9 protein-coding genes are annotated in these 12,212 nt (G+C 65.9%); 5 read left to right on the forward strand and 4 right to left on the reverse strand.

Going from position 1 to position 12,212, the window contains the following annotated elements:
- The coding region (locus ACP5E6_RS03030; protein ID WP_427951489.1) for a hypothetical protein at window positions 1-609 on the forward strand (609 nt) is incomplete at its 5' end.
- A gap of 161 nt (window positions 610-770) precedes the next feature.
- Complete coding sequence (locus tag ACP5E6_RS03035; RefSeq protein ID WP_427951492.1) at window positions 771-1,166, forward strand: hypothetical protein; 396 nt, start codon at window positions 771-773, stop codon at window positions 1,164-1,166.
- 122 nt (window positions 1,167-1,288) lie between these two features.
- Here the strand turns inward: ACP5E6_RS03035 and ACP5E6_RS03040 are convergent, their stop codons facing one another.
- Window positions 1,289-2,647 carry a glutamate--tRNA ligase gene (locus tag ACP5E6_RS03040; protein ID WP_427951495.1) on the reverse strand — a complete coding sequence of 453 codons (1,359 nt, stop codon included), beginning with the start codon at window positions 2,645-2,647 and terminating at the stop codon, window positions 1,289-1,291.
- A 93-nt stretch (window positions 2,648-2,740) separates the two neighbouring features.
- On the opposite strand from ACP5E6_RS03040, the gene ACP5E6_RS03045 reads away from it, so the two are divergent.
- A complete protein-coding gene (locus tag ACP5E6_RS03045) occupies window positions 2,741-3,943 on the forward strand; it encodes an MFS transporter (protein ID WP_427951541.1) in 1,203 nt (400 codons plus the stop codon).
- A gap of 41 nt (window positions 3,944-3,984) precedes the next feature.
- Here the strand turns inward: ACP5E6_RS03045 and ACP5E6_RS03050 are convergent, their stop codons facing one another.
- Both ACP5E6_RS03050 and ACP5E6_RS03055 read right to left on the reverse strand, forming a co-directional pair.
- The gene (locus ACP5E6_RS03050; protein ID WP_427951498.1) at window positions 3,985-5,274 is read right to left on the reverse strand and encodes an adenylosuccinate synthase; all 1,290 of its coding nucleotides are present in this window, start codon (window positions 5,272-5,274) and stop codon (window positions 3,985-3,987) included.
- Window positions 5,275-5,278: 4 nt separating this feature from the next.
- Entirely contained in the window at window positions 5,279-6,418 is a 1,140-nt protein-coding gene (locus ACP5E6_RS03055) for an ATP phosphoribosyltransferase regulatory subunit (RefSeq protein ID WP_427951501.1), read from the reverse strand.
- A 138-nt stretch (window positions 6,419-6,556) separates the two neighbouring features.
- Here ACP5E6_RS03055 and ACP5E6_RS03060 point away from each other — a divergent pair, with 138 nt between their 5' ends.
- Complete coding sequence (locus ACP5E6_RS03060; protein WP_427951504.1) at window positions 6,557-8,014, forward strand: MBOAT family O-acyltransferase; 1,458 nt, start codon at window positions 6,557-6,559, stop codon at window positions 8,012-8,014.
- On the forward strand, window positions 8,014-9,066 hold the full coding sequence (locus tag ACP5E6_RS03065; RefSeq protein ID WP_427951507.1) for a hypothetical protein: 1,053 nt from the start codon (window positions 8,014-8,016) through the stop codon (window positions 9,064-9,066). Before ACP5E6_RS03060 ends, ACP5E6_RS03065 begins: the two co-directional genes overlap by 1 nt.
- 10 nt (window positions 9,067-9,076) lie before the next feature.
- Here the strand turns inward: ACP5E6_RS03065 and ACP5E6_RS03070 are convergent, their stop codons facing one another.
- Window positions 9,077-12,187, reverse strand: coding sequence for an efflux RND transporter permease subunit (locus tag ACP5E6_RS03070; RefSeq protein WP_427951510.1), 3,111 nt, complete (start codon window positions 12,185-12,187; stop codon window positions 9,077-9,079).
- Between the last annotated feature and the right edge of the window lie 25 nt (window positions 12,188-12,212).

The following is a 12,212-nucleotide window of genomic DNA, read 5'->3' on the forward strand; positions in this document are numbered from 1 at the left end:
AATAAGCAGTTCATCGCGCCGCTGCCCATTCCCGATGCGACGATTGCGGAACGTAACGCGGTAGCAACCGCCGCCGAAGCTTTGCAAATCCTCCACACCACCCGCCGCGATCTTCTCGCCCGGCTCGCCACGCGCCTTAACGCCGCCCCGCGCATTACCCGCCCGGAAACCTGGCTTTTCCCGTCCCTCAAACACGGCAACACCACGATCAGCACCCAATTTGGCTTGATTAATGATCGCCTGCACCCAGTCGCCCGCCTGACCGCTGAACTCCAGACCGGCGAGTTGAAATTCCTGATCGATGGCGTTCCCGTCATCACAAATGTTTTCGTTGATATTACCGAGGCCGAGTTCCTGCTTGCCCAATGGCGATACACCTCAGCCACATTCAACCCTTCATCCAGCGGCGGTGCCAAATCCCTCTGCAAGGCGCTCCGCGACCTCGCAATCATTGGCAATCTCCCACTAGTTCAACAAGTGATCGCCACGATACGGGAACTGTCCGAGTGTGAAACGAGCATAGCAACTCAGGAAACCGTAATCGAGACACAAATATCAGCCTTGTACCGTCTTACCGACGCAGAACGACGACTGATCGGTAAAGCGTAGCAGAACGATGGATGGGTCGTTGATCATCTCGACCCCATCCGCCTACCGATCGCGATCCGCCAGCGGAAACAATGGTCCAGCGGAAACAATGTTCGCGCGTCCGGGGTCGGCCACTAACATTCCCCTTGCCCACCCCCCACCCCTCCGCCGTACAAACGCGTGTGACCCGATCCGCGCCCGCCCTGACCGAAGCCCAATCCCGATGCCTCAGCGCATTGGTCGCCCTTCTGTGCGAATTGTTTCTCGTCCTCTGCGACGCGTCCGAGCTGCCGCAAACCCTGCGCTGCCTGATCGAATCCCACATCACCGCGCTGAAAACCCAGGCCGCCGCCCTGTGCGCGACCGCCGAACCCGCGCCCGCCAACCCCGCAACGCACGCGGCCGCGCCGCAACCACGCCCCAACCGCAGCACCTCGCCCCAACCCGCGCCCCGCGCCGCCAACCCGCCCGCGCCGCCGGCGTCCCTGGCCCCAACGCCCCCGGCCCGAACGTCGCGAAAATCCCGCGCCCGCACCACCGCCTTCGCACGCCTAAAACGTTACGATATCGAAACGTAATCGCGTGCGCCCGCTAGAGCGATATGCGTTTATGTTGCCGCGGCAGCGGCAACATAAACGCATGAAATCGCTCGAAAAAACATAAAGCTAGAGCGTTAAGCTGAAAGCATAACGCTCTAAATCTATAACGCCCGTTCGAGCCGGTTGATCACCAGGTCCCGCTTCATCAGGGGCAGCAGCGCGGCGAGTTCGGGGCCGTGGGTCTCGCCGGTCAGCGCGAGGCGCAGGGGCATCTGAAGGGCTTTGCCGCTCGTGTGGGTCTGCGCCGCGATCGCGGTGATCCAGGATTTCCAGGTCGTCTCATCCCAAGGCGCGTCCGGGGTCGCGTCCGGCAGGGTTTGCAACGCGGTTTGAAGGATCATCTGGGCTTCGGGAATCTCGGGCGGATCGATCGGACCATTGATAATGGCCCACCAGTGGCGCGCTTCCGAAAGAAGGTCGATATTGGCGCGAATCGCGCACCAGAATTGTTCGGTGGCGCCCTCGGGCAGGCGGTCGGCCACCGAATCATAAGGTTGGCTGTGGAGGACGCGGCGATTGAGCGCGAGGAGTTGTTTCGCATCGAACCGCGGGGTGCCGCGCGCGAAGGCATCGAGGCTGAAATTTGCCGCGAGTTCGGCGAGGGTGAGGGGTTCAGGGTCGCGCCGTGTGCCGAGCCGGGCCAGATAGGCGGCCAGCGCCGTGGGTTCGATGCCGTCGCGCCGGAGGGTGCGCAGCGACACGCTGCCGCCGCGCTTGGTGGATTTGGTCCCCGCGAGTTCCGCGATCAGCGGCAGATGGCCGAATTCCGGGAGCGGTTTTTTCGGGGCGAGGGCACGCCAAACCTCGATCTGCGCGGCGGTGGCGGCAATCTGGTCCTCGCCGCGGATGATATGGGTGATTGCGGTGTCGAGATCATCGACGATCGATGCGAAAATGCCGAGCGGCATGCCATCGGCGCGGATCAGGACGGGATCGGAGACGGTATCGAGCCGGATGTCGCGGGGCCCGAGGATGAGGTCGGTCCAGGTGATCGCGCCATCGGACAGTCGGAACCGCCAATAGGGGGTTTTGCCGTTGGCCTCGGCGGCGGCGCGCTGCGCGGGGGTGAGGCTGAGCATGGCGCGGTCATACAGGGGCGGAAGGTTGCGCCGGGCGCGCAGCGCGCGCTTGGCGGCGAGTTCCTCCTCGGATTCGAAACACGGGTAGAGGCGGCCCGATTTTTTCAACGCTTCGGCGGCGTCGGCATAGCGGGCGCGGCGGGCGGATTGGTTGATTTTGTCCTCCCACGCGATGCCGAGCCAGGCGAGGTCCTGCTCGATCGCAACCTCAAACGCCGTGCGGGTGCGTTCGGTGTCGGCATCGTCGATGCGCAGGGTAAGGCGGCCATGATGCGCGCGGGCAAACAAGGTATTGATCACGGCCTGGCGGGCGTTGCCGGCGTGCAGATAGCCGCTGGGGGAGGCCGCGAAGCGGACATGAACAGGCGAGGGAGAAGGCATGGCGCTGGTTAGCATGGCTTGGTTGCGGAGACCAAAGATGTGCCGCCGCGAAATCTGCCGTATCTGCTGTCCTATGTCAGAAGAGAGAATGTCGTGAGCGCCATTGTCGAGACGCGGCCAGGGACTCAGGCGCGCACCGCGTTCGCGGTCCTGGTGGCGATCAGCGTGTGCCATCTGCTGAACGACATGATGCAGGTCCTCCTGCCGGCGATCTACCCGCTGTTGAAGGGCGGATTTCATCTGAATTTCGCGCAGATCGGCCTGATCACGCTGGTGTATCAGATCACCGCCTCGATCCTGCAACCGATGGTGGGACTCTATACCGATGCGCGGCCGCAACCGTTCTCGCTGCCGTTCGGAATGGGATTCACCCTGATCGGGCTGGTCGGGCTGGCCTTTGCGGCAAGCTATCCGGAACTTCTGGCGGCGGCGGCCCTGTTGGGTGTGGGCTCGTCGATCTTTCACCCGGAATCCTCGCGCATCGCCCGGGTTGCCTCGGGGGGGCGGCACGGGTTCGCGCAGTCGCTGTTCCAGGTCGGCGGCAATCTCGGCCAATCGCTCGGTCCGCTCCTGGCGGCATTTTTCATCCTGCCGCGCGGGCGCGAGAGCATGGCGTGGTTTTCGCTGGCGGCGTTGCTGGCCATGGCGATCCTCACCGCCATCGGCGTGTGGTTCCGCGCGAACGGCCACGCGAAGCCGCGGGTGCGGCAAGTCATCACCGCCGGGGCAACGGCGGTCGCGGCGCCGGCGCGCGTCATGGTGCCGCTGGTGCTGCTCGGCGTTCTGATGATGTCGAAATTCGTCTATCTGGCCAGCATCAACTCCTACTATATTTTCTACCTGATGCATCGGTTCCACCTGAGCGTGCGGTCGGCCCAGGTGGATCTGTTCATTTTTCTGGCGGCGGCGGCGGCGGGCACCATGATCGGCGGGCCGATCGGCGACCGCATCGGGCGGCGGGCGGTGATCATCGGTTCCATCCTGGGGGTGCTGCCGTTCACGCTGGTGCTGCCCTATGTCGGGCTGGATGCGACGATCGTATTGACGATTTTCATCGGTCTGATCCTGTCATCGGCGTTTTCGGCGATCGTGGTGTTCGCCAACGACCTGATGCCCGGCCGGATCGGCGCCGTTTCGGGTCTGTTCTTCGGCCTCGCGTTCGGAGTGGCCGGGCTGGGGGCGGCGGGGCTGGGCGTCGTCGCGGATTGGACCAGCATCACCACCGTCTACCGGATCTGCGCGTTCCTGCCGGTGCTGGGGCTGGCGGCGCTCTGGTTGCCCAAAACGGTGCGGTGATCGCGCAGGGAACCGGCGCGGGATTGGCCGGCCCGCCACCCTCAATCGGCGAACGGGTCCTGCATCAGAATCGTGTCATCGCGTTCCGGGCTGGTGGATAGCAGCGTGACCGGGCACTCCACCAACTCCTCGACGCGCCGGATATATTTGATCGCCTGGGCGGGCAATTCGGCATAGGAGCGCGCGCCACGGGTCGAGCCTGACCACCCCTCGATCGTCTCGAACATCGGTGTCGCCTTGGCCTGGGCGGCGGCGCCGGGTGGCAGATGTTTGAACATGGCGCCATCGATCATGTACCCGACACCGATCTTCAGCGTCTCGAACCCGTCGAGCACGTCGAGCTTGGTCAGCGCCAGCCCCTGAATTCCCCCCACCTTCACCGCCTGGCGCACCAGCGCCGCATCGAACCAGCCGCAGCGGCGCGGCCGGCCGGTGACGGTGCCGAACTCATGCCCCCGCTCGCCCAGCCGCCGCCCGGTCTCATCGAACAATTCGGTCGGAAACGGGCCGGAGCCAACCCGGGTGCAATAGGCCTTGGCGATGCCGAGCACCCGCCCGACGGCATCCGGCCCGATCCCGGACCCCGCCGCCGCCTGACCCGCCACCGTGTTCGAGGATGTCACGAACGGATAGGTGCCATGATCGACATCGAGCATCACCGCCTGCGCCCCTTCGAACAAAATCCGCGACCCCGCCTTGCGCGCGGCGGCAAGCCGTTCCCACACCGGCTCGGCGAACGGCAGGATCTGCGGCGCCAGCGCCAGCAACTGCGCGCGCAGCGCCGCCTTCTCGAAAATCGGCGCGCCCAGCCCGGCGAGCAGCGTGTTATGATGCAGCAGCAATTCATCGAGCCGCCAATCCAGCGTTTCCGGCTCGGCCAGGTCACACACCCGGATCGCCCGCCGCGCCACCTTGTCCTCATAGGCCGGCCCGATCCCGCGCCCGGTCGTGCCGATCTTGCGGTCGCCCCGCGCGGTCTCCCGCGCCGCATCGATCGCGGCGTGCACCGGCAGGATGAGCGGCGCATTGTCGGCAATCCGCAACGTCTCGGGCGATACCATCAGCCCCTGCGTGCGCATGCGCTCGATCTCGGCCAGCAGCGCCACCGGATCGATCACCACGCCATTGCCGATGATGCCGAGCTTGCCGCGCACCAGCCCCGAGGGCAGCAGCGAGAGCTTGTAGGTCTGATTGCCGACCACGAGCGTATGCCCGGCATTATGCCCACCCTGAAACCGCACGACGATGTCCGCCCGCGAGGCCAGCCAGTCGACCACCTTGCCCTTGCCCTCGTCGCCCCATTGCGCGCCGATGATGGTGACATTTGCCATGAGTTTATGATCCTTGCAGGGGCAGGGCGCTGTCGTCGCGCCAGAGATGGGTGCAGAGCAGGCGGCGGGCTTCGGCGGCGTCATCGGCCACCGGCACCAACCCTTCGACGGTTGCAAACTGCCGGTCGCGGCAATCCTGCGCAACGCCGGGCGGTGTGCCGCAGGGTACGAACAGGCGCGGGCGTGAGGCGCCACGCGGCGCCACGGCCAGGATGGTATCCGGGTACAATGTGATCCCGGTCGCCGATTCGCCGTTGTCGCATAAATATCGCCCGCCGCGTCCCAGCTCCGCCTGCCGTCCCGGCGCGAAAATCGTCACCGCAACCCCGGTGTGATAACGATAACCGCGGAATTCCACCGGATCGATCGTCAGCCGCACATCCGGCGCGCGGGTCCGGATCGCCGCCACCGTCGCCGCCAGCCGGTCCGCCAGTGCGCGCACCGGTCCCGGCAGCGCAATCGCGGCAAGCGCCGCCAGCCCCGGTTCCGCCAGTCCGGCGGCATCGAGCAGGGCGCGCAACACCGGCGCCAGATCACCCCCCTGCGCGCTGATGTCGGCCGCATCCTTGCGATCCAGGGCGCGGATCAACGCGGCGTGATGCCGCCGTTCGCCCAGCAAGGCGGGAATCAGGGGAGGCATCGTCAGATCGATGCTGATGGTGCCAAGCCCGGCCGCGCGCAGGGCCGCCGCGGCGGTGGTGATGATTTCGGCATCCGCCTCCGGCAGGTCCGGCCCGATCAGCTCGATACCCGCTTGCGCCACCTGCCGCTCCGGCGCCAGATGCGAACCCCGCACGAGAATGCATTGCCCGGCATAGGCGAGGCGCAACGGCCGGGGCGCGCTGGAAAGGCGCGTCGTCGCGATCCGCGCGATCTGCGGCGTGGTGTCGGCGCGCAGCCCCATCATGCGCTGCGATTCAGGGTCCATGAACCGAAACGTCTGCTCCGCCACCGCGGCGCCCGAACCGGCGAGCAGGGTCGATTCAAATTCCACCAGCGGCGGTTTCACGCGCTGGTAGCCATGCGCGCCAAAATGGGCGGTCAGGATTTCGGTCAGCCGTGCCTCGGCTTCGGCGTCCGGCGGCAACAGATCGGTAAACCCTGCCGGCAGCAGGGCGGGATGAGGCGGCAGATCGTCAGTCATGGCAGCGTTTCCAAGTGCAGCGGGCCTATAGCACCGGGTGCCGGGCTGGCCAATCACCGGCACGGCGGCGGCACAATCCGCTGGAAATCGTTTCACACCTATGCCAAGGTCACTTTGCAACCTTAGCGGGCGTTTTGCGTGCTGTTCAACTCATCCTTGTTCGTCGTCGCGTTTCTGCCGCTTTTCCTCGCCGCCTTCGCCCTGTCCGGCTGGTGGTTCGGCCCGCGTGCGGCGCTTTCGGTGTTATTGCTGTCCAGCCTGATCTTTTACGGCTGGTGGAAACCGATCTTTCTGCCCCTGCTGATCGGCTCGATCATCGGCAATTACCTCTGGGTCCGGCTGATGCGCCGCACCTCGCGCCGCAAACCCTGGCTGATCGCCGGACTCGCGGCCAATCTCGCCCTGCTCGGCTGGTTCAAATACGCCGGCCTGTTCGCCGCCACCGGGGCCAGCCTGTTCGGCGCCCGACCGCCCGATCTCGGCATCATTCTGCCGCTCGGCATCAGCTTCTTCACCTTCCAGCAGATCATGTATCTGGTCGATTCCTATCGCGACGAAACCCCCGCCTGCGGCTTTATCGACTACGCCTGTTTCGTCGGTTTCTTCGCCCATCTGCTCGCCGGTCCGATCGTGCGGCCGCGCGAGATCATCCCGCAATTCGCCCGCCACACCGGCCGCATCCGCTATGACGATCTGATCGCCGGGATCGAGATTTTCCTGCTCGGCCTCGCGAAAAAACTCGTCCTCGCCGACAGCCTCGCCCGCTTCGCCGACCCCGGCTTCCGCGCCGCCGCCGCCGGTCACCAACTCTCCCTCGTCGAGGCCTGGGTCGCGCTGCTGGCCTATGGCGCGCAGATCTATTTCGACTTTTCCGGCTATTCCGACATGGCGATCGGCCTCGCCCGCATGATCGGCATCCGCTTCCCGCTCAATTTCCGCAGCCCCTATCAGGCGCGCGACATCAGCGACTTCTGGCGCCGTTGGAACATCACCCTGTCGGGTTTCCTGCGCGATTACCTCTATATCCCGCTCGGCGGCAACCGCCACGGCGAGGTCCGGCGCAACGCCAATCTCATGATCACCATGCTGCTCGGTGGCTTCTGGCATGGTGCCGCCTGGAGTTTCCTCGCCTGGGGCGGGCTGCACGGGTTCTATCTGATCATCCATCAGCAATGGCGCCGCTTCGGCGCGCCCATGAACGCCCGCCTCGCCCAGGCGATCACTTTGATCGCCGTGCTGGTCGCCTGGGTGCCGTTCCGCGCCGAATCGATCCATGCGAGCTGGATCATGCTGCGCGGCCTCACCGGTGCCGGTGGCGTCGAGTTACCCGACCTCATCGTCAAGGCCCTGCCATTCCTGCGTCACATCGCCACCCCGGTCGCGGTGCTGCCCTATCTCGGCGCCGCCCGCACCATGAGCGTGGTGCAGAGTGCCGCTTTGCTGGTCCTCGCCTGGGGTATCATCCTGATCGCGCCCGACATCCACAGCCTGCGCGTGCGCGGCCGCAACGCCGCCCTGATCGCCGGCTTCGCCTTCACCGCGCAGGCGCTGTTTTTTGCGCCCTTCGCCCGTCCGTTCATTTATTTCCAGTTCTGATGCGCCGCCTCATCCTCTGCGCCGCCGCCTCCCTCGCGCTCTATTTCGCGGCCTTCGCCTTCGTGCTGCACCGCCCGCTCTCGGTCGGTCTGCTGCGCATGGAAATGGACCAGAAACTCGCACGCGGCGCGCGGCTGCCCTCGCCCAAGCTGGTTATCCTCGCCGGCTCGAACGCGCCGTTCTCCCATTCCTGCCGCGTCATCGGCGCCATGCTGAACCTGCCGTGCGAGAACGGCGGCGTCGCCGTCGGCATCGGTCTCGATGACCTGTTCGCCCGCTGGAGCCCGCTGCTGCACCGAGGCGACATCGCCTATCTGCCGATGGAGATCCAGCAATACGACGTCAGCGCCGCCCAGAACCGCATGGACATGGACGGCGCCTGGCTGTTCTACCGCAACCGCGCGCTGCTCTGGCATCTTGGCGCGCTCCGCGCCCTGGCCGGCGCGTTCGGCAGCACGATGCCGGACGCGCTCGAAGCCCTCACCGAAATGGCGGCCCATGCCGCAGGGCTCGGCCACCGCCGCGCGATGCTCGCCGCCCAGTTCGACCGGCAGGGCGATCGCATCGGCACCACGCTCGCCACCGCCGACCCCGGATTCCTCGCGACACTGCGCCGCGTCGAACCCGGTCCCCGTGGGATCATCCGGGGTGACGGCTCGCGGATCATCGCCCGCTTCGTCCGCCGCGAAACCGCCCGCGGCGTCATCGTGATCGGCGGTCTGCCAACCGATTTCGACACGGTTCGCCTGCCGGGGGCCGACATCGACGCGATCCGCGCGATCTTTATCGCCAACGGCGGCCGCTTCATCGTGCTCCCCAACCACAGCCGCTATCCGCGCGCCGATTTCTACAACAGCGAAGACCACCTCGCCCAACCCTGCCAATACCGCCAATCGATCGCCATCGCCCGCGCCCTCGCGCCTGTGCTGCATCGCAGCGCCGCCGCCCCGGCCGCCGCGGTGCGCCGCCTCGCCCTCACCTGTCCCGGCGCCGCCCGCGTCATCGCCGCGCGTGATGGGCCCCGTGTGATCGCCGCGGACGATGGACCATGATCGCAACCGCTCACGCGACCGGCATGGTGGTGATGCGCCGGGCGTGGCGCTTGCCGAAACCGCTGAGCGCCAGATAGATCACCGGCGTGGTGTAGAGGGTCAGCGCCTGACACACGATCAGCCCGCCGATCACCGCGATGCCCAGCGGCCGGCGCAGCTGTTCGCCGGTGCCGACCGCGAAGGCCAGCGGCAAGGCGCCGAGCATCGCGGCGAGGGTGGTCATCATGATCGGGCGGAAGCGTTCGAGGCAGGCGGCGCGGATCGCCTGCGGCGGCGTCATGCCGCCTTCGCGCTCGGCGTTCAGCGCAAAATCGACCAGCATGATGCCGTTTTTTTTCACGATGCCCATCAGCAGGAACACGCCGATGACGCCTATCACCGAGAGCGGCGTGCCGGTGATCAGCAAGGCGAGCAGCGCCCCGACGCCGGCTGACGGCAGGGTGGACAGGATGGTGAGCGGTTGCGACAAACTCTCGTACAGCACGCCGAGCACGACATAAATCGCCACCAGCGCCGCCGCGATCAGCAGCGGCTCCTTCTCGATCGAGGCGAGAAAATACTTCGCGTTGCCACCGAACTCGATTTTCACCGTGTCGGGTAGCGGCAGCGTGGCGATCGCGGCCTTGACCGCGGTGATCGCCGGGCCGAGCGAATACCCCTTGCCGACGTTGAAGCTGATCGTGCCGGCGGGCTCGCCATCGAGATGGGTGACCGAGAGCGGCGCGGTGCTGCGGGTGTAGGTCGCGATCTGATCGAGCGGCACCGGCCCGTTGCTGCCGGTGACGAACAACCGGCTCAGATCATTGGGTGCCCGATCGAGCGCGGCCGGCACCTTCATCACGACCTCATACTGGTTCTGCGCCTGATAGATGCGCGAGATCTGCTGCTGGGCATAGGCGTTTTGCAGAATACCATCGATCGCCGCGATCGACACGCCAAGCCGTGCCGCGGCGTTGCGGTTGATGTCGATCATGATCTCGGTCTGCGCCTTGTCCTGATCGGTCGAGATATTGTTGATCGATTTCAGCGTGCGCAGCTTGGCTTCGATCTGTCGGGTCACGCGGTCGAGCCCGTCGAGCGAGGAATCCACCACCGAGAAACTATACTCCCCGCCGTTGGACTGACCGCCGAAAAATATATCCTGCGCGACCTGCATGCTGGTCGTGATGCCGGGGATTTTCGCGAGTTTCCGCTGTAACTGCAAAATCACGGCCTGGGCCGAAACCCCGCGCTGGCTGAGCGGTTTCAGCCCGATGAACATGGTGCCGCGGTTGGCGGTGGAAAACCCGTTGGCAACCCCGATGCGCGAACTCACCGTCGCGACCGCCTTGTTCTGCATCACCACATGAACGACGCGCGCCTCAAGCCGCTGCATCCGGTTGAACGACACATCGGTCGGCGCCAGGGTCTGCGCGATGATCAGGCCGGTGTCTTCCTCGGGAATGAAGGATTTCGGCACTTTGATGTATAAAAACACCGTCAGCACGAGGGTTAGTCCAAAACTCGCCAGCATCAGCCAGCGGTGCTCCAGCGCCCAGTCGAGGCTGCGGGCGTAGGCGTCGAGCGTGCGGCGATACAGAAGGTCGATGCCGCGCGCCAGGCGGGAATCCCGGCCGACCTTGGGCGTCCGCCCCATGAAATGCCCGCAGATCATCGGCGTGACGGTCAGCGAGATGATGCCGGAAATCACGATCGCGACCGAAAGCGTCATCGCGAATTCATAGAACAGGCTGCCGATGATGCCGCCCATCAGAGTCAGCGGCAGGAACACCACCACCAGCGACACGGTGATCGAGAACACGGTAAAGCCGATCTGCCGCGCGCCCACCAGCGCCGCCTCGATGCCGGTGAGGCCGCGCTCATGCTGGGAGACGATGTTCTCGATCATCACGATCGCGTCATCGACCACGAATCCCACGCAGATCGTCAGCGCCAGCAGCGAGAAATTATCGAGCGAGAACCCCAGCGCCCACATCGCCGCCACCGTCCCCGCCAGCGACAGCGGCACGGTGACCCCGGCCGCGATCGTCGGCGTGAGGCGGCGCATGAACAGCGTCACCACCGCCAGCACCAGCACGATGGTGATCAGCAGGGTCAGTTGAATATCAGCGACGCTGGCGCGGATCGTCGTGGTGCGGTCGGTCAGAATCGTGAGATGCACCGCCGGTGGCAGCCACCGCCGCAGGTCGGGCAGCAGCGCCTTGATGCCCTCGACCGTCTGGATCACATTGGCCTGCGCGGTCTTGGTGATCTCGATCGTGATCGCCGGCTGACCATTGGCGGAGGCGGCAAGCTGGGTGTTGGCAACGCTGTCGACCACCGAGGCCACGTCCGACAGGCGCAGCAGCGCGCCGCCCTTGGCCTTCAGCACGATGCGGCGATATTGCGCGGCCGTGCTCAACTGACCGTTGGCCGCGATGATCGAGGCGGTGTTGCGCCCTTGCAGCACGCCGATCGGCTCGGTCTCGTTGGCGCTGCGCACCGCGTTATACACATCGGTGCTGGTCAGCCCGGCGGCGGCCAGCGCCTGGGTGTTCAACCGGATCCGCACCGCCGGCGACCCGCCGCCATATAAATTGACCTGCGCGACCCCGGGCACCTGCGCGAGGCGCTGATCGAGGATGGTATCGGCGACATTATAAATCTGCCCGAGGCTGAGGGTCTTTGAGGTCAGCGCCATCGTCATCACCGGGCGCGAGGCCGGGTTGAACTCCTTGTAGAACGGCCGGCTCGGCATTGCCGCCGGCAGATTGGGCAGTGCGGCGTTGATCGCGGCCTGAACCGCATGGGCGTCGGCGTTGATGTTGGTGTCGGTGTCGAACAGCAGAATGACCGAGGCGGAGCCGACCGAATTGATCGAGCGGACATCATCGATCCCGGGAATCGTGCCCAGCGTGTGTTCCAGCGGGGCGGCGACCGTGCTGGCCATGATGCTGGGCGAGGCGCCCGGTTCGGAGGCGAACACCACGATCGCCGGGATCGGAATGCTCGGCACCGCCGCCACCGGCAACTGAAAATACGCCAGCACCCCCGCGATCATGATGCCCAGCGCGAGCAGGCTGGTGCCGATCGGCCGGCGGATGAACGGGGCGGAGAAACTCACGTCGCCACGCCCGTCCATCTCCCGGCGCGCCCGGCCTGAAGCG

Source organism: Acidiphilium sp., from assembly GCF_049977125.1.
Lineage (GTDB): Bacteria > Pseudomonadota > Alphaproteobacteria > Acetobacterales > Acetobacteraceae > Acidiphilium.

Excerpts from the sequence above, each read along its gene's own strand:
- ACP5E6_RS03040 (WP_427951495.1), bottom strand. The coding sequence starts at position 2,647 with ATGCCTTCTCCCTCGCCTGTTCATGTCCGCTTCGCGGCCTCCCCCAGC.
- ACP5E6_RS03050 (WP_427951498.1), bottom strand. The coding sequence starts at position 5,274 with ATGGCAAATGTCACCATCATCGGCGCGCAATGGGGCGACGAGGGCAAG.
- ACP5E6_RS03055 (WP_427951501.1), bottom strand. The coding sequence starts at position 6,418 with ATGACTGACGATCTGCCGCCTCATCCCGCCCTGCTGCCGGCAGGGTTT.
- ACP5E6_RS03065 (WP_427951507.1), top strand. The coding sequence starts at position 8,014 with ATGCGCCGCCTCATCCTCTGCGCCGCCGCCTCCCTCGCGCTCTATTTC.
- ACP5E6_RS03070 (WP_427951510.1), bottom strand. The coding sequence starts at position 12,187 with ATGGACGGGCGTGGCGACGTGAGTTTCTCCGCCCCGTTCATCCGCCGG.